The sequence below is a fragment of the Arthrobacter sp. DMZ02-1R genome (genome assembly GCF_057747935.1).
In genome coordinates, this window is sequence record NZ_CM173230.1 from 3,316,304 (window position 1) to 3,335,139 (window position 18,836).

The 18,836-nt window shown below is 64.7% G+C and carries 14 protein-coding genes, 1 tRNA gene and 1 pseudogene; 3 read left to right on the forward strand and 13 right to left on the reverse strand.

Going from position 1 to position 18,836, the window contains the following annotated elements; genetic code table 11:
* Positions 1-108 precede the first annotated feature (108 nt).
* The 3 genes from AC3ANQ_RS15910 to AC3ANQ_RS15920 all read left to right on the forward strand — a co-directional run bounded on the left by AC3ANQ_RS15910 (position 109) and on the right by AC3ANQ_RS15920 (position 2,138).
* Positions 109-624, forward strand: coding sequence for a hypothetical protein (locus AC3ANQ_RS15910; RefSeq protein WP_488301927.1), 516 nt, complete (start codon positions 109-111; stop codon positions 622-624).
* A 118-nt stretch (positions 625-742) separates the two neighbouring features.
* Positions 743-1,768, forward strand: coding sequence for a COG1361 family protein (locus AC3ANQ_RS15915; protein WP_488301928.1), 1,026 nt, complete (start codon positions 743-745; stop codon positions 1,766-1,768).
* A gap of 109 nt (positions 1,769-1,877) precedes the next feature.
* On the forward strand, positions 1,878-2,138 hold the full coding sequence (locus AC3ANQ_RS15920; RefSeq protein WP_488305345.1) for a helix-turn-helix domain-containing protein: 261 nt from the start codon (positions 1,878-1,880) through the stop codon (positions 2,136-2,138).
* Positions 2,139-2,595: 457 nt separating this feature from the next.
* Here AC3ANQ_RS15920 and AC3ANQ_RS15925 read toward each other — a convergent pair whose 3' ends face one another.
* From AC3ANQ_RS15925 to AC3ANQ_RS15985, 13 genes and pseudogenes are all read right to left on the reverse strand, one after another.
* A complete protein-coding gene (locus AC3ANQ_RS15925) occupies positions 2,596-3,246 on the reverse strand; it encodes an acetate uptake transporter (RefSeq protein ID WP_488301929.1) in 651 nt (216 codons plus the stop codon).
* Positions 3,243-5,096, reverse strand: a pseudogene (locus AC3ANQ_RS15930) (acetate--CoA ligase). Before AC3ANQ_RS15930 ends, AC3ANQ_RS15925 begins: the two are co-directional and overlap by 4 nt.
* Before the next feature lie 148 nt (positions 5,097-5,244).
* Positions 5,245-6,879, reverse strand: coding sequence for a malate synthase A (gene aceB / locus AC3ANQ_RS15935; RefSeq protein WP_488305346.1), 1,635 nt, complete (start codon positions 6,877-6,879; stop codon positions 5,245-5,247).
* Positions 6,880-7,001: 122 nt separating this feature from the next.
* On the reverse strand, positions 7,002-8,318 hold the full coding sequence (gene aceA / locus AC3ANQ_RS15940; RefSeq protein ID WP_488301930.1) for an isocitrate lyase: 1,317 nt from the start codon (positions 8,316-8,318) through the stop codon (positions 7,002-7,004).
* Positions 8,319-8,917: 599 nt separating this feature from the next.
* A tRNA-Asn gene (locus AC3ANQ_RS15945) sits at positions 8,918-8,990 on the reverse strand.
* Positions 8,991-9,053: 63 nt separating this feature from the next.
* Positions 9,054-10,976 carry a DNA primase gene (gene dnaG, locus AC3ANQ_RS15950; RefSeq protein WP_488301931.1) on the reverse strand — a complete coding sequence of 641 codons (1,923 nt, stop codon included), beginning with the start codon at positions 10,974-10,976 and terminating at the stop codon, positions 9,054-9,056.
* Positions 10,977-11,033: 57 nt separating this feature from the next.
* A complete protein-coding gene (locus AC3ANQ_RS15955; RefSeq protein WP_488301932.1) occupies positions 11,034-12,344 on the reverse strand; it encodes a deoxyguanosinetriphosphate triphosphohydrolase in 1,311 nt (436 codons plus the stop codon).
* 114 nt (positions 12,345-12,458) lie between these two features.
* Complete coding sequence (dusB, locus tag AC3ANQ_RS15960; protein ID WP_488301933.1) at positions 12,459-13,640, reverse strand: tRNA dihydrouridine synthase DusB; 1,182 nt, start codon at positions 13,638-13,640, stop codon at positions 12,459-12,461.
* A 58-nt stretch (positions 13,641-13,698) separates the two neighbouring features.
* Entirely contained in the window at positions 13,699-14,310 is a 612-nt protein-coding gene (locus tag AC3ANQ_RS15965; RefSeq protein ID WP_488301934.1) for a response regulator transcription factor, read from the reverse strand.
* Positions 14,307-15,461, reverse strand: coding sequence for a sensor histidine kinase (locus tag AC3ANQ_RS15970; RefSeq protein ID WP_488301935.1), 1,155 nt, complete (start codon positions 15,459-15,461; stop codon positions 14,307-14,309). Before AC3ANQ_RS15970 ends, AC3ANQ_RS15965 begins: the two co-directional genes overlap by 4 nt.
* A 22-nt stretch (positions 15,462-15,483) precedes the next feature.
* Complete coding sequence (locus AC3ANQ_RS15975) at positions 15,484-16,260, reverse strand: ABC transporter permease (RefSeq protein ID WP_488301936.1); 777 nt, start codon at positions 16,258-16,260, stop codon at positions 15,484-15,486.
* Entirely contained in the window at positions 16,257-17,195 is a 939-nt protein-coding gene (locus AC3ANQ_RS15980; RefSeq protein WP_488301937.1) for an ABC transporter ATP-binding protein, read from the reverse strand. Before AC3ANQ_RS15980 ends, AC3ANQ_RS15975 begins: the two co-directional genes overlap by 4 nt.
* Before the next feature lie 106 nt (positions 17,196-17,301).
* Positions 17,302-18,738, reverse strand: coding sequence for a YibE/F family protein (locus AC3ANQ_RS15985; protein ID WP_488301938.1), 1,437 nt, complete (start codon positions 18,736-18,738; stop codon positions 17,302-17,304).
* Positions 18,739-18,836 lie beyond the last annotated feature (98 nt).

Here is an 18,836-nt window from a genome sequence, read left to right on the forward strand (position 1 = left end):
CCAGCGGGGCGCCGGATCCTCCTTCTACCCCAGAGACTGTCGACAGACGCGTCCAGCGCTTCACCCTGGTCCAACACTCATTTTTTTCCAGCTATTGGGGTCTCACTCATGCGTTCAATCACCCGCACCGCACTCGTTCTAGCCTGCTCCGCCGCCCTCGCCGGAGGCATGGCACTGCCGGCCTCCGCCGCGGTCACGCCTACCACTGTCACCATCACCGCCGGTACTCTTTCGGTGACTGCACCTGGAAACGCCGTTCTCTCGACCGGGACGCCGGGCGCAAACTCCACGGTCACGATTGGGGACACCACAGTGACCGATGCCCGTGCCGGAACCGTTAACTGGACAGCCACGGTCAGCCTGCCAGCACTGACGGCTTCTGGTCAGACCATCCCCACTACTGCGGCCACCTACCTGGCGTCCACGGCAGGTCTTACCGGAAGTCCGACGCTCGACGCCCCCGCAACCCGGATCGATCTGTCCACAACCCCCCAAGTTTCCCAGACCACCTCGGCCGTCAGCGGCAACAACACTGCGATCTGGACCGCGCTCCTCACGGTGCCGATCCCGGCCCAGGTGTTGGCTGGCGTGTACTCAGGGACTTTGACGCAGTCCGTCTCCTAAGCAACCCGGAACAACTGTGGGGTGGCCCGGCGGGCCACCCCACAGCCGGCGTCGGCCATCATTTTCTTCACTCGGACAGCGGGTGCCACAAAAACAGGAGTCCTAGGTTTTGCGTTCTGTGATCACAGCATTTTGTCTGCTCGTCCTGGCCCTGGTACCGGCATCTCCGGGGTCGGCGGATGTCCTGCCCGAATCCCGCCTTTCGTCCGCCAGCAGCCCGCCCTTGCCCCCGCCCTCAGGGATCGGCATACGGCTGCTGGATATTCCGGCCGCCACCCAGCAGGATCCCCGGGCCCGGTCCTATATCGTGGACCGGCTGGCGCCGGGCACCGGTATCCACCGCCGAATCCAAGTGCAGAACGATTCGGCCTCCGCTCAGTCGGTGCGGATCTACCCAGGGGCGGCCCGGATCCAGGAGGGCTCTTTCGTCGGCGACAATGACCCGGCCGTGAACGAGCTGACCACATGGACTTCAGTGGATCATCCTCAACTGGAACTGCTCCCGGGGAACGCGGCCAACGTCCTGGTGACCATCAATGTTCCCAAGGATGCGGCCGAGAACGAACAGTACGCCACCGTTTGGGCCGAGGTCCGGAGCACACCGGGCGAAGGGACGAACATCGTCCAGGCCAGTAGAGTAGGGATCCGCATTTACCTTTCGGTAGGCCCCGGTAACGGAGCGCCGGCTGACTTCCGCATCACCTCCCTCACCGCTGCCCGGGACGCCCAGGGCAACCCACAGGTATCTGCCGTTGCGACCAACACAGGCGGCAGGGCGCTGGACATCACCGGCGAACTGACACTCTCCAAAGGCCCCGGCGGGATCTCAGCCGGTCCTTTCGCAGCGCAAAAGGCGACCACCATCGCTCCTGGAAGCAGCGGGACCGTTCTCACCACACTCTCCCCGGGACTGCCCAACGGGCCCTGGAATGCCCAGCTGCATCTCAAAAGCGGGCTGGTTGAACACGAAGCCGCGGCCAACATCACCTTCCCGGACGCTGGCCAGGGCGTGACGGTTGAACCTGCCCAGGAGGCTGGCTTCCCCTGGATCGCTCTGGGTGCCGGGGCGGCAGTCCTGTTCATCGCTGCCGCACTGCTGTGGTGGTGGCTGCACCGCCGGAACACGGCCGACATACAGGCCTGAAACAAGCAGTTCTTCCCCGTGGATGCTGCCGCTATGGCACTGTCCCTCAAGGTATGGTCTCCTCGCGGCCGGACATTTAGCCCGGCACCAGGCTTGAACCGAGACTCGGATCGGTGCCTGGCTTGCGCGGAAGGACTACCAACAAAAGGACTTGGCTGCAGTACTTGGACTAACGCAGAGTTCCGCGTCGCTCCGGCTAAGCGGTAAGGTCCCCTTCACCCTCGACGATCTAGGAATCATCGCAACGTGGTTGGAGCTTTCCCTCGCGGAACTGCTCGGTTCGCAAACCGTCACAACGAAAAATCCCCGCCAGCACACGGCTGACGGGGATTCCGACTCGAGGCTCCTCCGACTGGACTTGAACCAGTAACCCTTCGATTATTGGTCCGGAATGCTCCGTTCTTACGCGCTTGCCCCCGAGCCGCGCCTTCGCGAAGGCCATTCCCTCGCGGGGCGCATCCGGATCAGGTCGGCTTCGAACTCGTTTCGCAAAATAGCGTCTTCATTCATAGGCGGCCATGTGGTCAAGTATCGGGCCGGGGTCCGGGACTGCTGCTCTTCATCAGCCTATCGTCGCGCACGGCGATCAAAGATTGGCTGGACATCGTGAATCAGTTCGAGCGCGGGGAACGTTTATCCAGTTGGCGGGCCTCAACCTCCGCAGCGCATTCTCCCACCCGAATAGGGACTCTTCGATAGTCAGCGATACGGCGCGTCCGGCATTGGCCAGTTCCCGATCAATCGCCCAGGAAGTCTTCTGAGACTGAGCGATTAAGCCCTCTGCGCCTGATGAGTCCCGGTCGAAACCGGGAACGGAGGCGGCAGGGTCACTTCGGCCAGACGGGGAGCACGGTCCGCTTGTAGGTGGAGTTGGCCACGACCGCGAAGGAGGCATACCACGCGATGAGGGCTGTCACAATGCCCAGCCACCCGCCGAGCCGCATCACACCAACGACGCCCGAGTAGGCGCCGGCTGCCAGCACAAAGAATGTCGGGGTCAGGAAGACAAAGACCAGGAAGACGGCAAGGTTTGTCCGGCGTGCGGCAAAGGTCATGTACAGAGTGAAAATTCCCCAGGCCAGCAGGAAAACGCCCACGCCCTTGGCAGCATCTGCGCCGGCGGCGGACATGTCGGTGAACCGGGCGAGGAACCAGAAAGACATCCAGAAGGCGCCGTAGGAGCAGAAGGCCGTTGCGCCGAAGGTGTTTTTGTTCGCGAACTCCCAAACCCCGGCCGCAAACTGGGCGAGGCCGCCGTAGAACAAGGCGAGGCCGAAGACGACTGGTTCAACACTCCCGGGCAACAACCCGGCATTGATGACGCTAAGGACGAATGTGGTGAGGGCGAAGGCGCCAAGGCCCAATGCAGCGGGATCGGCGAAAGGCGGAGTGGCGCCGGCTCCGGCCGGCCCAACAGTGGAGGTGGGGTCCGGAGACTGTGGTGTTCCGCCCGACGTTGAGGCTGAATCACGGCTCATGGCTGAATTCCTTCTTTGAGTGAATCGGCGATGGTTTGCATGATGCCGGCGTCGGCGAGGGTTGAGGCGTCCCCGAACTCACGGCCCTCGGCGATGTCTTTGAGCAGGCGGCGCATGATCTTGCCGGAACGTGTCTTGGGCAGTTCGGGTACCACGAGGATTTGCTTGGGCTTGGCGATGGGTCCGATCTCCCTGCCCACACGATTGCGGAGAGTCTGGACTATATCCTTGTCCGCCACTGCCGAGGCACGAAGGATCACGAAGGCGACGATGGCCTGCCCTGTAATTTCGTCGGTGGCACCGACGACGGCAGCCTCGGCGACGGACGGGTGGGACACGAGCGCAGACTCGATTTCCGTCGTCGAGAGCCGGTGGCCGGAAATATTCATCACATCATCCACCCTGCCAATCAGCCAGATGTCGCCGTCCTCGTCCTTCTTGGCACCGTCGCCGGCGAAGTACATGGTCTCGAATCGGGACCAGTAAGTTTCCTTGAACCGTTCCGGGTCGCCCCAGATGCCGCGCAGCATCGCCGGCCACGGTTCACGGATCACCAGGTAGCCGCCGGAGCCGTTGGGCACGGGCTCGCCCGTTTCATCGACGACGTCGGCCTCGATGCCCGGCAGCGGCACCTGAGCCGAGCCTGGCTTTGTGGCTGTAATGCCGGGCAGCGGCGCAATCATGATGGCTCCGGTTTCGGTCTGCCACCACGTGTCCACGATGGGGCAGCTGTTCGCGCCAATGACCTCGCGCTACCACATCCAAGCCTCGGGATTAATCGGCTCGCCGACGGATCCGAGCACGCGGAGCGAAGACAGGTCAAACCGTGCGGGGATCTCCCGGCCCCACTTCATGAAGGTGCGGATCGCCGTCGGAGCCGTGTACAGGATGGAGACCTTGTACTTCTCCACTAGCTCCCACCAACGGCCCTGATGCGGGCTGTCCGGCGTGCCCTCATACAGCAGCTGCTGGCCCCGTTGATCAGCGGCGCATAGACGATATAGCTGTGCCCGGTGACCCAGCCGACGTCGGCGGTGCACCAGAAGACGTCCGTTTCCGGGTGCAGGTCAAACACGGCCTTGTGCGTGAAAGCGGTCTGGGTCAGGTACCCGCCGGTGGTGTGCAGGATGCCCTTGGGCTTGCCCGTCGTTCCCGACGGAATGGCCTACGGCGGCCAAGGCCTCATCCACGGCGGGCTTGAGTGCGCTTGGTTTGCCGCGGCGGTAGGTGCCGTCGGCGGTGACCACGAGTTTAGCCTCGGCAGCATCAATCCTGGAGCGAAGCGCGTCAGCGGAGAAGCCGCCGAACACCACCGAGTGCGCCGCCCCGATCCGGGCGCAGGCCAGCAGCGTGATCACGGCCTCGGGGATCATCGGCAGATACACCGCCACCCGGTCGCCCTTGCGCACACCGAGCGACTCGAAGGCGTTGGCGGCCTTCTTGACCTCTTCGAAGAGCTGGGCGTACGTGTAGGTGCGGGTGTCGCCCGGTTCGCCCTCGAAGTAAACGGCCACGCGCTCGCCCAGGCCGTTCTCGACGTGCCGGTCCAGGGCGTTGTACGCGGCGTTGACCTCGCCTCCGACGAACCACTTGGCGAAAGGCGGCTTGGACCAGTCCAGTGCCTGAGTGAAGTCCTTGCTCCAGGTCAGGAGCTCGCGGGCCTGCTTGGCCCAGAAGGCGGGCCGGTCAGCGTCGGCTTCGGCATAGATGCCAGTCTTCGCCACGGCGCCGGCGGCAAATTCCTCGGACGGTGGGAACCTGCGGTTCTCGCGGAGCAGGTTCTCCAAGGCATCGCCTTGCTGTTGTGACTCTGTGGTTGCAGCGGTTTCTGCGGCGTGATCCTGGGACATCTAAGAACCCTTTGGTTTCCTTCAGTATCCTCCGTGCATTCATCGCCGCCCGGGTCGCGGTCCCGACGGCGGCGGAACGGGGATGCGAATGTGCTCGGGATCCGGAACGCATGGTTGCCGGCGCTCTGCCGGCGCCTCAGACGGCGGCTCATTCCGTGGTGTCAGGTGCCGCGCTTTCGTCCAGGTAACGGGCGTAGGCCGGGACGGTGAGGAAGGCGGGGAACTCCTCGCCCAGGGCGACCTCTTCAAAGACTTCCCGAGCATCGTCGAACCTGTCCCCGTCAAAGCGGTCAAGCCTGTTGAATTCCTCTTCGAGCATGTCCTGGACCCTGCCTGACGTAACGATTTCGCCAGCGTCTGTGATGGCGTTGGCATAGACCCACTGCCAGATCTGCGAGCGGGAGATCTCAGCGGTCGCGGCGTCCTCCATCAGGTTGTTGATCGCGGCAGCCCCATTGCCGCGCAGCCAGGATTCGATGTAGCGGATGCCGACCTCGATGTTGGTACGGATGCCGGTTTCTGTGATGGTGCCGTGCAAGCCGGCGATGTTCAGCAGGGCCTTGTCGTCCGGGATGACGTCCTCGCGGGTGCGGTCGAGCTGGTTGGGGCGGCTGCCGAGCACGGCGTCGAACACTTCGCGGCACACCGGAACCAGGTCCGGGTGTGCCACCCAGGAGCCGTCGAAGCCGTCGTTGGCTTCACGGTTCTTGTCTGCCCGGACTTTTTCGAAGGCGATGGCGTTGGCGGCTTCGTCCCTGCGGTTGGGGATGGCTGCGGCCATGCCGCCGATGGCCATGGCACCGCGGCGGTGGCAGGCGCGGACCAGTTGTTCGGTGTAGGCGCGCATGAACGGCGCGGTCATGGTGACCTGGTCACGGTCCGGTAGGACGAACCCGGGCCCGCGGGTCCGGAAGTTCTTGATAATGGAGAAGATGTAGTCCCAGCGCCCGGCGTTCAGGCCGGACGCATGCCCGCGCAGTTCGTAGAGGATCTCCTCCATCTCGAACGCGGCCGTGATCGTCTCGATCAGGACGGTTGCGCGGATGGTGCCCTGCGGGATGCCCAGCAGGTCCTGGGCCAGGACGAAAACGTCGTTCCAGAGCCGGGCCTCGACGTGGTTCTCGATCTTCGGCAAGTAGAAGTACGGGCCTTTGCCCTGAGCCAGGAGGCGGCGGGCGTTATGGAAGAAGTACAACCCGAAGTCCACGATGCCGCCGGCAACCGGCTTGTCATTGATCAGCATGTGCTTCTCGGCCAGGTGCCAGCCGCGGGGCCGGACCACTATCGTGGGCAGTGTCCCGTCCGGGCCCAGTTTGTATTCCTTGCCCTCCGGGGAAGTGAAATCGATGCGGCGTTCCAGCGCGTCGATCAGGTTGAGCTGGCCCTGGATGACGTTGCGCCATGTCGGGGTGGAGGAGTCTTCCATGTCCGCCAGCCACACCTTCGCCCCGGAGTTCAGCGCGTTGATGGTCATCTTCTTATCAACAGGTCCCGTGATTTCCACGCGGCGGTCCTCCAGCCCGGGGGCGGGTGGGGCAACCCGCCAGCCGCCGTCGTCGCGGATGTGCGCCGTCTCGGGCAGAAACATAGGGTCCTGGCCGTTGGAAATCTGCACCCGCCGATGCAGCCGGGCCTGCAGGAGCTCCTGGCGACGTCCCGCGGTCGCCTCGTGCAACGTTGTGATGAAATCGAGCGCCTGCGTCGTCAGAATCTCCTCCTGACGATGAACCGGCGCAGCGGTCAGGGTGATGCCATTAAGCGTGATGCCGCTGGACCTTTGCATGCTGTTCATCGGAATTCCCCTGTATCTGCGGTAACGGGCGGTAGTGGAGGAATGTATCGGACCGAAGGGCCTCCATACCGTCCACCTCTGGTTCGTGCCCTGCTGCTTGACCGCAAAGTTCTTTAGTGGAACTGATCTGCTTCGGTGGAACCGTCCAGGGCCAGGGTGGATGCGTTCGGGTTGAGCGCAGTAGCAATGTCGTCGAAGTAGCCGGTGCCGACTTCGCGCTGGTGCTTGGTTGCGGTGTAGCCGCGGGACTCGGAGGCGAATTCCTTTTCCTGGAGTTCGACGTAGGCGCTCATGCCTTCACGGGCGTAGCCGTGGGCGAGATCGAACATCGAGTAGTTCAGGGCGTGGAAGCCGGCCAGGGTGATGAACTGGAACGTGAAGCCCATGGCGCCGAGTTCACGCTGGAACTTCGCGATGGTGGCGTCGTCCAGGTGCTTGCGCCAGTTGAATGACGGCGAGCAGTTGTAGGAGAGCATCTGGTCCGGGAAGTCGGCCTTGACGGACTCGGCGAACTTGCGGGCCAGCTCCAGGTCCGGGGTGCCCGTTTCCATCCAGATGAGGTCCGAATACGGGGCGTAGGCCTTGGCGCGGGCGATGCAGGGTTCGATGCCGTTGCGGACCTTGTAGAAGCCCTCAGCCGTACGTTCGCCGGTGACGAATTCCTGGTCGCGGGGATCGACGTCGGAGGTGATCAGGGTTGCTGCCTCGGCGTCGGTACGGGCGATGATCACCGAAGGGGTGCCGGCGACGTCGGCCGCGAGTCGGGCGGCGTTCAGGGTCCGGACGTGCTGCTGGGTGGGGATGAGCACCTTGCCGCCGAGGTGGCCGCACTTCTTTTCGGACGCGAGCTGGTCTTCCCAGTGCACGCCCGAGGCGCCGGCCTGGATCATGGATTTCATGAGTTCGTAGGCGTTCAGCGGGCCACCGAAACCGGCTTCGGCGTCGGCAATGATCGGGACCAGCCAGTCCTCGACCGTCTGGATGCCCTCGGCGTATTCGATCTGGTCGGCCCGGAGCAGGGCGTTGTTGATGCGGCGGACCACGGTGGGAACCGAGTTGGCCGGGTAGAGCGACTGGTCCGGGTAGGTGTGGCCGGAGTTGTTGGCGTCGGCGGCTACCTGCCAGCCGGAAAGGTAGATGGCCCGCAGCCCGGCCTTGACCTGCTGCACGGCCTGGTTGCCGGTCAGTGCACCCAGTGCGTTGGTGTACTTGCCTTCCTTGTGCTCTTCCGTGAGCTGCTTCCACAGCTTCTCCGAGCCGCGCCTGGCCAAGGTGTGTTCTTCGGAGACGCGGCCGCGGAGGCGGACGACGTCGGTGGCCTTGTAGTCCCGGGTGACACCTTCCCAACGCGGGTCGGATGCCCACTCGAGCTCAAGGGCCTGAGCAGCCTGAGCTGCGGCGTAGTGGCCGGTGTCTGCTGACTGCGTCATCGAAATGCCTTCCGGGGTGCTTAGTCTTTCGTGATTATGGAGAGTGCTGTGGACATCCTGAGTTCCACGGTACGCTTGGTAACGCCCCCCGGCGAGAGTCTCCCCGTGCGGCGTTACCGGCCCGCAGGTTTAGGCCTGCTCAGTACCTGATGACGACCCGGCCGTCGATCTCGCCGTGCTTCATCTCGTCCGGGACAGCGTTGAACTCGCCCAGGTCCTTGGTCGAAACCGTTTGGTGGATATGGCCGCGGACATAGAAGACCCAGTACTCCTATAGCTGTCCCCACCCGACAAGTAACTGGTGAGTAACTTGTGCTGGGGATGGTGGGAGCCGTTGGCCCTGGACGCTGATCCAGTGTTGCGCTTCGATCCCTTCGATGCCCCGGTACAGGGTCTTGGACATGCCCAGATCACGTGCCACTGAGTTGCCGATTCGCTGCCTGCGATGAGGCGACGGGCGTTTTCAATCTGGCTGTTGGTGAACCGTTCCCGGCGTCCGCCCGTCCAATGTGTTGATGACCAGGGCGTCGCCCGCCCTCACGCGGAGGACGGAGAAAAATCCCCGCCAGCACGCGGCTGACGGGGATTCCGACTCGAAGCTCCTCCGACTGGACTTGAACCAGTAACCCTTCGATTAACAGTCGAATGCTCTGCCAATTGAGCTACGGAGGAATGAAGCGTGTACCAGCCTAACAAAGGGCCGCCGGGAAACGAAATCGGCGCCGCGAAAGGCCCTCAGCTATCCATCCGGAGAGCACGGCGCTGCATTTCCAGCTCCATGAGTTCCCGGTTGAGGCGTTGGAATTCCTCCGGCTGGGCCGAGGCATCCAGGCGCTGCAACTGGCCCATCTTGTCCGCCTTGACTCGGGTGATCTGGAGTTCGAACAGCCGGGCCAGGATGTCGCGGCAGTACCGCTGGAGAGCTTCGGGCGTGCTGGCCGGCAGCGGAACCACAGCAAGCTCGGAGACCAAGCCTTGGAGCGGTTCCGGAACCTCCCGGCGGATCCCTTCCACCCAGGCCACAGGGTCGCCCACGTGAGCCAGCCCGGCGGCCCGAACCGCCATGTGTACCGCAGAGTAGGCCGGAGTGACGAAGTGGCAGGCCTCAAACCGTCCCCAGGCTTCGCCTCCAAGGACGGCAGGGTTCTGGATGACCACTTCGAGGGCCTGCCGCTCCATCGCGGCAATGGGATCACGAGGATCCGGGCGCATGAAGGCGATCGGAGCGTCCGACGGCGGTGCTGCCGCCGGCTGACCGGCCTGGCCCGGCGCTGTTCCGGAACCGGTCCCTGGAGTTCCTGCAGTGCCCGTAGTGGGAGCACCGGACGCGGCGCGCTTGGCCGCCAGCCCCACTGCCCGGCTGACTTCCTCAATAGGCATGCCAAGCCAGCCTGCCAACTCGCGGACATAGGCCGGGCGGATCCCGGAATCGCGGATCTGCGCCACCACGGGGGCCGACTCACGCAGCGCGGCCACTCGGCCTTCCACGGTGTCCAAGTTGTGGCGTTTGAGTGAGGCCCGGATGGCGAATTCGAAGAGCGGCTTGCGGGTGTTGATCAAGTCGCGGACAGCCGCGTCCCCCTTGAGCTGGCGCAAATCGCAGGGATCGGCTCCGGTGGGCTCCACTGCCACGTAGGTCTGGGCGACGAAACGCTGGTCCTCCTCGAAGGCGCGCAGTGCCGCTTTCTGCCCGGCGGCGTCGCCGTCGAAGGTGAAGATGACCTCTCCCCCGGTGCCGTCGTCGGACAGCAAGCGGCGGGCGATCTTGATGTGGTCCGTGCCGAATGCGGTACCGCAGGTGGCCACAGCGGTACCGACGCCGGCCAGGTGACAGGCCATGACGTCCGTGTAGCCCTCCACCACCACCAATTGGCGGTCCTTGGCGATGTTCCGCTTGGCAAGGTCGATGCCGTAGAGGACCTGTGATTTCTTGTAGAGCACGGTCTCCGGGGTGTTCAGGTATTTAGGGCCTTGATCGTCCTCGTAGAGCTTGCGGGCACCGAAGCCGATGGTGTCTCCGGCGATGTCCCTGATGGGCCAGATGAGCCGCCCGCGGAAGCGATCGTAGATACCCCTGTTGCCTTCGGAGAACATGCCCGTCAGCTTCAGTTCAGCATCCGTGAACCCGCGGCCGCGCAGGTGTTTCAGGAGCGAGTCCCACCCCTGTGGCGCATAGCCGACCCCAAACTGTTCGGCCGCGGCCCGATCGAAACCGCGGCCATGGAGGAAGTTGCGGCCCTCGGCGGCACCTGCCGTGAGCAGTTGGGCGCGGAAGAACTCGTCGGCGATCTTGTGGGCGTCGAGCAGCCGTTGGCGCTTGCCGACCTCTTCGCGGTTGGGGCCCGTGCCACCGTCTTCATAACGCAGCTCGTAGCCGATCCGGGCTGCAAGCTTTTCCACGGCTTCGTGGAAGGAGCTGTGGTCCATCTTTTGAACGAAGGAGATGGCATCGCCGTCTTCGCCACAGCCGAAGCAGTGGTACCGGCCTACTTGGGGACGGACAGTGAACGACGGCGAGCGCTCGTCGTGGAACGGACAGAGACCTTTGAAGGTGCCTAGGCCACCACCCTTGAGGGTGACGTAGCCGTCCACCACTTCCTTGATATCGGTGCGCTGGCGTACTTCGTCGATATCTTCACGTTTGATCAGGCCAGCCACGTCACCATCCTAGTCGCTCCGCACGGTCGGGCCCGGGGCCAGGGATTACCCGCGCGGCTACCAGAGCGACGGCAAACTGCCCACCAGCCGTTCGTACATCGCCAACGCAGAAGCGTCCGTCAAGGACGCCACTTGGTCAATGACGACGCGAAGCCGGGCGGCGTCGTCGGGGGCGTCCCGCCAGTCCGCAGCGAACATCGGTTCCAGATGCCGGTCTCCGCTCGCATTGAGCACGCCGACCAGGGCGTGCAAGACTTCCCGTTGGCGTTCATAGACGGGTTGCCGGTGGTCGGTGGAGATCACAAATGTCGTGGCAAGGCCCTTCATGGCCGCGATCTCGGTGACGGTCCCTTCCGGAACCATGAGTTCCGCGCCGTACCGGGTGAGGTGGTCCGGGCCGAAGTGGGCCCGAGTGGTCTCCAAGGCGCTCTGGCAAAAGCGGCCGATCAGCTGGCTTGTCATGTCCTTCAGCGCTGCCATCGACTTGCGGCTGCCGTCAGCCTCGCGAACCCAGACGCTGGTGGCTTCGAGGCGGGCGAGGGCGGCATCGATTTCCGCGGGGTCGTTGTGGGGCAGGTACCACTGCTTGGTGTACCCCACCACGCGTGCGCGGTGATCCGGGTTGTCCAGCCACTTCAGCTGGAAGTGACCAGCAACGATGGCGTCTTCCACGTCGTGGACCGAGTAGGAGATATCGTCGGCGAGGTCCATCACTTGGGCCTCGATGCAGGAGCGGTTCCCGGGTGCGCCGTCCCGGAGCCAGGTAAACACCGGCAGATCGTCTTCGTACGCGCCGAACTTGCTGCTCCGCTGTCCGTGGATGACCGGGGCGTCGACGGCGGACCACGGGTATTTGGAGGCCGCATCAAGGCTGGCGCGGGTCAGGTTCAACCCGGCAGGCTGGCCGTCGGCGGCAAGGACCTTGGGCTCAAGCCGGGTCAGCAGGCGCAGGGTCTGCGCGTTGCCTTCGAAGCCACCGATTCCGTGCGCCACCTCGTTGAGGGCGGATTCCCCGTTGTGGCCGAAGGGCGGGTGGCCAAGATCATGGCTCAAGCACGCCGTGTCCACAACATCCGGATCGCAACCGAGCGCGCGGCCCAACTCGCGGCCTACCTGGGCCACTTCAAGGCTGTGCGTCAGGCGGGTGCGGACGAAATCGTCGGTATCCGGGGCAACCACTTGGGTCTTCGCCCCGAGGCGCCGCAGGGCGGAAGAATGCAGCACCCGTGCCCGGTCCCGCTCGAAATCCGAACGGTAGGTGTTCTTCCGAGGCTCCTGGACCCAGCGTGCCGAGTCAGCCTCCACATAGCCTGGAATGCCCGCTCCGTTTTCGGCAGTGCGTGCCGCAGACATCGCTTCAGTTCCCATGGGTATCCGCCTCCTCCGCTTGCCGTCCACCAGCGTCTCTTCAGCCAGTGCCTATGCAGCCAGTTTTCCACGACTCGGGCCGTGCGTGTGCACGGGTAGCGGCCAGGCCGCGCTTTAGCCGCCTGAGACGTCGAGTTCTGCCGCGGCGATGTCGCGGGTTTGGTCCGCGTCCATTTGCCGGCTGAGGAGCCAATCCTTGGGCAAGGCCGGCTTCTTGGGTGAACCTGCACGGCCGCGCGGGCCCTCCGAGTCGATGCCCGGATACGGCAGGTCCATGTCCAGTTGGTCCAGTAGTTCGCGCAGGACCTCGAGGGTGGGCACGGTGGCCAGTTTGGCGCGCAGTTCTCCGCCCACCACGTAGCCCTTGAAGTACCAGGCCATGTGCTTGCGGATTTCGCGCAGGGCCTTGTATTCATCGTTGCCGAAGGTTTCGATCATGAGTTCGGCGTGGCGGTACACACCGTCGGCTACTTCGCGCAGGCCCGGGCGGTGGCGCTGATCGCTGCCTTCAAAGGCCGCCTGGAGGTCACCGAAGAGCCATGGGCGTCCTTGGCAGCCGCGGCCCACCACGACGCCGTCGATCCCGGTTTCTCGCACCATGCGCACTGCGTCTTCGGCGGACCAGATATCGCCGTTGCCGAGGACGGGAATGTCCGGAAGGGCCTCACGCAAGCGGGCGATGGCGGACCAGTCGGCCTGGCCGGAGTAGAACTGGGCGGCAGTGCGGCCGTGGAGGGCGACGGCGGCAACACCGGAATCGCGGGCGATCCGGCCGGCGTCGAGGTACGTAAGGTGGTCCTCGTCGATGCCTTTGCGCATCTTGATGGTCAGCGGAACATCGCCTTTGGAGGCTTCCCTCACCGCTGTCTGGACGATGGCGGTGAAGAGGTCGATCTTCCACGGCAGGGCGGAACCCCCGCCGCGCCGGGTGACCTTGGGCACGGGGCAGCCGAAGTTGAGGTCGATGTGGTCCGCGCGGTCTTCTTCGACAAGCATGCGTACGGCCTGGCCCACGGTGACGGGATCCACGCCGTACAGCTGCACGGACCGGACCTTTTCGTCGTCGTCGTGGGAAATGATGCGCAACGATTCCGGGGTGCGCTCCACCAGGGCACGGGAGGTCACCATCTCGGCGACGTACAGTCCGCCGCCGTATTCACGGCACAGTCTGCGGAACGCCGAGTTGGTGATTCCGGCCATCGGGGCCAGGATCACTGGAGTGTCCACGGTGATCCGGCCAAGCTGCAACGGGGGCAGCTCGAGCTTGGGCGAAGGGGGTGTTGCTACTACAGTCACCCGTCCATTGTCTCAAAGCGGGGCAAATCGACTGGAGCGCCGTTCTCAAACCGGGACGCTAGAGCAGCCAGCCGTTGTCCTCGGCGATGCGCACGGCCTCGGCACGGGTCCGCCCGCCGGTCTTGGACATGGCCGCGGACAGGTAGTTGCGGACGGTCCCTTCCGAAAGCATCGCCGACTTCGCGATATCGGCGACCGTTCCGCCGTCGGACGCCGCTTTGAGCACCTCCCCCTCACGTTCGGTCAAAGGACTGTCTCCGGCGGTCAAGGATTCCGCGGCGAGCACTGGGTCCACCACCCTAAGGCCCTGGTGGACACGGCGTACGGCTTCGGCCAGTTGCCGCGCCGGGGTGTCCTTGACGACGAACCCGGACGCTCCTGCCTGCATGGCGCGCTTGAGGTAGCCGGGCCGTCCAAAGGTGGTGACCATGAGGACCCGGCACGATGGCGCGGCCTGCCGCACGGCCGCTGCCGCGCTGATGCCGTCCAGGCCGGGCATCTCGACGTCCAGCATTGCCACATCGGCGGAGTGCTCGACGACGGCGGCCGCCACCCCGGTCCCGTCGCCCAGTTCTGCGACCACCTCGATGTCCGGCTCAAGACCCAGCAAAGCTGCCAGTGCTCCGCGCACCAGCGCCTGATCGTCTGCGATCACCAATCGGATGCTCATACCTCAACCGCCAATCTGAACCCTCCCAGGTCACTCGGGCCAGTGCTGACCGTTCCCCCGGCGGCGCCCACGCGTTCGCGGATCCCGGCCAGTCCATTCCCCGAGCGGCCTCCGGATGCCGGGCCGACGCCGTCGTCCTCCACTAGAACGCTCGACGCCGTCAACCGGACGCGGCAGCGCGCGGCGCCGGAGTGCCGCACAACGTTGGTGATCCCTTCGCGCAGCACCCAGCCGAAGAGTTCCCGGTGCCTCGCTGGAACTTGTTCAACGGTTCCCGGCAATTCGGCGTCGATCCCGGCCGATTCCAGTGCGGTCCGGGCGACTGCGAGCTCCGCCAGGACGTTGACGCCACGGTAACCGGCCACCGTGGCGCGGACGTCGGCGAGCGCGCCACGGGCCAGGTCCTGCACCGCGGCGATCTCGGCAGCGGCCCTGTCCCGGGCAGGGTCGCCGGAGACCGCGTCCAGCATCCGCCCGGCCAACTCGGCCTTGACGGCGATCACCGTCAGGGAATGCCCCAGGATGTCGTGCATGTCCCGGGCCACGCGGCTGCGCTCTGCGGCGACGGCTGCGTCGGCCAATTCAGTCTGTGCTTCGCGGAGCCGTGCCGTCTGCCTGATGAGGCGCGCAAAGGCGGACATCATGAGGCCGAGGGACAGGATGAGCCCGGACTGGAGCAAGGCCTGCTCCCCGTTGCCCGTCAGCAGCTGGGTGGAGAGGGAGGCAAGTGACAAGGTGACGATGAGGAAGAAGTCCGCGCGCGGCGGAAGGGAAGTCATGGCTATGGCACAGGCAAGGAACGTCCAGGTCCACAAGGCATCCCTGCCGATGAAGAAGATGACCACCCCGTTCAGGGCCAGCAGGATGCAGACGGACACGATGCCTGCCCGGACGCCAAGGCACCAACTGATCAGGGGCAGGAAAGCGTAGGCAGCGAAAAACACGACCAGGGACGCCGACGCCGCCACTTTCCAGGCCAAAGGCTCGTCCACGGACCACACGATGTTCCACGTCGGCCAGGCCCAGAGCAGGATTGAGAGTCCCGCACCGATGAACCAGCCCCGTGGCCCAGGACCGCGGAACATGGTGCCGCTGAACACGTTACCGGTGAACACATCCCTGAAGGAGGTTCCGCCTGCGTTGCTGGTCATGGTGCCTACCCTAGCGGCCTGTTCAGACACGCTTCGTGTCGCGGCGGAAAGCCATCGCAGCCCCGGCCACGAAGATCACGAGCCAGATGAGTACGTTGACGATCCACGCCCAGTCGAACTCGCCGGTGATCGGGCTCCGGGCCAATTGCCCGATCCCGTACGCAGGGGTGAACTTGGCGATGTTCCCGAAGGTCTCCCCCATGATCTCGATCGGCATGAACAACCCGCCGAGCATGGCAAGGATGGCCAGGGCCGGGCCGAGGATCTGCATGACGTTCTGGCTCGGCATGAGGTATCCGACGAACAAACCGAGGGCCGCGAAGACCAGGGAGCCCAGCCAGGCTACCAACCCCGCTGTCAGCCAGGTCTGGGCGTCCATGGTGACACCCGCCAAGGCACCGATGGCGAACTGGGCCACGACGGCAACGAGGGAAAGCGTCAGGGCGGCCAGCGCCTTCACCGCGATGTATGCGCCGGGCAGGAGGGGCGTGAGGCGAAGCTGGCGGCTCCAGCCTTGGGCACGTTCCACTGCCACTTGGCTGCCCGCGCCCGTGGCTGCGGTCATGGCCGCATACACCGTCAGGCTGATGAGGATGTACTGGCCGTAGCTGTGCCCGTTGGGCAGTAGCTTGTCCTTGTTGGACAGGCCGAAAATGAAGAAGAAGACGGCCGGCATGAACACCGTGAAAATGATGGTCCGGCGGTTCCGGAGCATCCGCTTGATCTCGATCCAGAGGAACGTGCGGTTGACCCCGCCGGTGGACGGCTTCCGTTCCTGGACGACGGTTGCGGTGCTCATACGAGGTCTCCTTCAAAAGTGATGCTCGTGGATTCCGGCACGGCATCGTCTCCGGTGAGGGCCACGAAGGCCTCCTCGAGGTTGTTGGCCGCCACCTCGACGTCGTGCGCCCCGGTGTTGTTGAGCAAGTAGCGGACGACGGCGTCCGAGTCGCCGGTGCGGACGGTGAGGCGCCCGCCGTCGAAATCCATGCTTTCCACCGGTGGCATCCCGGCGAGCAATCCGCGCTCCGCTGCCGGAAGCGACGCTTTGACGGTGCGGCCGGAGGCCAGGTTCTTGATCTGGGCCGCAGTACCGTCGGCAACGATGCTGCCCTGCCGGACCAGGACAATCCTGTCCGCGTAGGCGTCGGCTTCTTCGAGGTAATGGGTGGCGAAGATGACGGTCCGTCCGCGCAGTGCGTCGGCCCTGATGGCGCTCCAGAAGTCGCGCCGCCCGGCGACGTCCATGCCTGTAGTGGGCTCGTCCAGGATGAGCAATCCGGGATCGGAGACGAGCGCCATGGCGAAGCGCAGCCGCTGCTGCTGACCGCCGGAGCATTTTTCCACCTTGCGGTCCGCAATCTCCAGGATGCCGGCGCGCGCCAGGACTTCGTCCACAGGGCGGGAGGAATCGAACATTGCGGCGTTGAGCTGCACGGTCTCACGGACGCTGATGTCCCGCAGCAGGCCGCCGGTCTGCATCACAGCTGCCACCTGGCCGCGGGCGATCGCTCCCCGGGGGGTGTGCCCGAAGATGGAAACGCTTCCCTGGTCCGGGGCGCTCAATCCGAGGATCATGTCGATGGTAGTGGTCTTGCCCGCGCCGTTGGGCCCGAGGAACGCCACCACCTCTCCCGGCTGCACTGTCAAGTCCAGGCCGCGGACGGCGTGGACCTTCCCGAAGCTCTTGTGCAGTCCGGCTGCGTGGACGGCCGGCACACTCGTTGTTGTCATGACGCTCCTTGGCTGATGGTTTGCTCCACTACCCATCAAAGCCGAGATCCGCGTCCGGCGCCCGGGCGTGTGTCACCAATGAGGGATGACAAATGTCATCGAGAGGCTAGCGACGTTCTGCTTCCCTGCGTGCCCGCCTGGTCATGACGACGGCGGCGAGCTCGCCGGTGTCGAATGATTCGAAGGCGTCCGCCGATTCAGCGGATTCAAGCTCACGGACGTTGCCGTCGTCGTCGGCCACTGGCGGACCCGCAGCGTCGGCTGCAGCGAGCCGCCTGGCACCAGTCGCCTTGACTATCAGGACCGCGATCAACGTGGTCACGGGGATGGCCAACACCAGGCCAATTGAGCCCACCAGCGTCCGGATGACTTCCTCGGACAACTCCGCACTGGTGAGCGCATCTACCAGCGGGCGGTCGTACAGCATGACAATGATCAGGATAGGAAGCGCGGCGCCAGCGTAGGCAAAGGCGATGGTGTAGACCGTGGAGGCGATGTGGTCACGGCCAATCCTCATGGCGGACGAGAACAGCGTGCGGGCACTCGTCTCAGGCGCGAGTTCATAGAGTTCCCACACGGCCGAAGACTGGGTGATGGTGACATCGTTCAGGACGCCTAGACCGGAGATGATGAGCCCGCACAAGATGATTCCGGAAATGGAGATCTTGTCCGACATGTTCACCAGCGCAGCGGCGTCGTGGCTGCCCACTCCGGTCAGGTTGGCCGCGTCTGTGGCCCAGGCTGCCAGCAGCGCCGTGATGCTGAGGCCGAAGATGGTGCCCAGCAAGGCGGTGGATGTCCTGGCCGAGAAGCCGTGGGCGAAATAGAGCACCCCCATCATGATGGCGGTGGAGCCAACCAACGCCACCAGCAGTGGCGGCTTGCCTTCCACCAGTCCCGGAAGCATGAAGCTGACCAGCACCACGTAGGCTCCGGCCAGTCCAAGGAGCGCCCTGAAGCCGCGCCAGCGCGCGACGGCGATGACCACCACCGCGTACAGGATCGCCAAGAGGGCCATGGGCACGGTCCGCACGAAATCCAGGAAAACGTACGACGGCGAGCCGTTGCCTACCGCTGCGCCCTGCACGCCGGAGAGGTTCAGGTAACGGATGCTGTCCCCCACCTTGACGCCGTGGGACTTCGCGACGTCAGGGTTGATGACCACCTTGACGGGACTGCCGCCATTGTCCGGCTGCGTGGCCGCGAAGGTGCACTGGGAACCTTGCTGTTGCGCACCGTTGCTTTGGTCCGTCCCCGGAGCTTGGGCACCTTGGGCTTGGGCACCCTGGGAGCAGTTCTCCTGCGTGACGGCTTGGATCTTGCCGGTATCGAACGTCACGCCCGGGGCAGCCTGGTAGGGGCTTGCGAGGGATATGCCCGCCTTGCTCCCTGACGGCCACATGACGAGCATGGCGACGATCGTGAGCACGGCGAGCGGCGCCAGCACGGCTACGAGGAGCCAGTTGGCCCGTTTCCGCGCCGCGAGCGCCCGTGGGCTTGGCTCCAAGTGTTCCGTGTGACCGTGTGAATGACCGTGACCCATTAGCTGCAAAACCTCATGCCTACAACCCTACGTGGGCCAGCGCAACGGTATGCGATCCTGACACCCGGAGATCCCGGAATCCCGCCCAACTGGCTCGC

Bases quoted from the DNA above. Each gene is read 5' to 3' on its own strand.
- AC3ANQ_RS15980 (WP_488301937.1), bottom strand. From the start codon at position 17,195: ATGACAACAACGAGTGTGCCGGCCGTCCACGCAGCCGGACTGCACAAG.
- AC3ANQ_RS15985 (WP_488301938.1), bottom strand. From the start codon at position 18,738: ATGGGTCACGGTCATTCACACGGTCACACGGAACACTTGGAGCCAAGC.
- AC3ANQ_RS15970 (WP_488301935.1), bottom strand. From the start codon at position 15,461: ATGACCAGCAACGCAGGCGGAACCTCCTTCAGGGATGTGTTCACCGGT.
- AC3ANQ_RS15910 (WP_488301927.1), top strand. From the start codon at position 109: ATGCGTTCAATCACCCGCACCGCACTCGTTCTAGCCTGCTCCGCCGCC.
- AC3ANQ_RS15955 (WP_488301932.1), bottom strand. From the start codon at position 12,344: ATGGGAACTGAAGCGATGTCTGCGGCACGCACTGCCGAAAACGGAGCG.
- aceA (WP_488301930.1), bottom strand. From the start codon at position 8,318: ATGACGCAGTCAGCAGACACCGGCCACTACGCCGCAGCTCAGGCTGCT.
- AC3ANQ_RS15965 (WP_488301934.1), bottom strand. From the start codon at position 14,310: ATGAGCATCCGATTGGTGATCGCAGACGATCAGGCGCTGGTGCGCGGA.
- aceB (WP_488305346.1), bottom strand. From the start codon at position 6,879: ATGCAAAGGTCCAGCGGCATCACGCTTAATGGCATCACCCTGACCGCT.
- AC3ANQ_RS15925 (WP_488301929.1), bottom strand. From the start codon at position 3,246: ATGAGCCGTGATTCAGCCTCAACGTCGGGCGGAACACCACAGTCTCCG.
- AC3ANQ_RS15975 (WP_488301936.1), bottom strand. From the start codon at position 16,260: ATGAGCACCGCAACCGTCGTCCAGGAACGGAAGCCGTCCACCGGCGGG.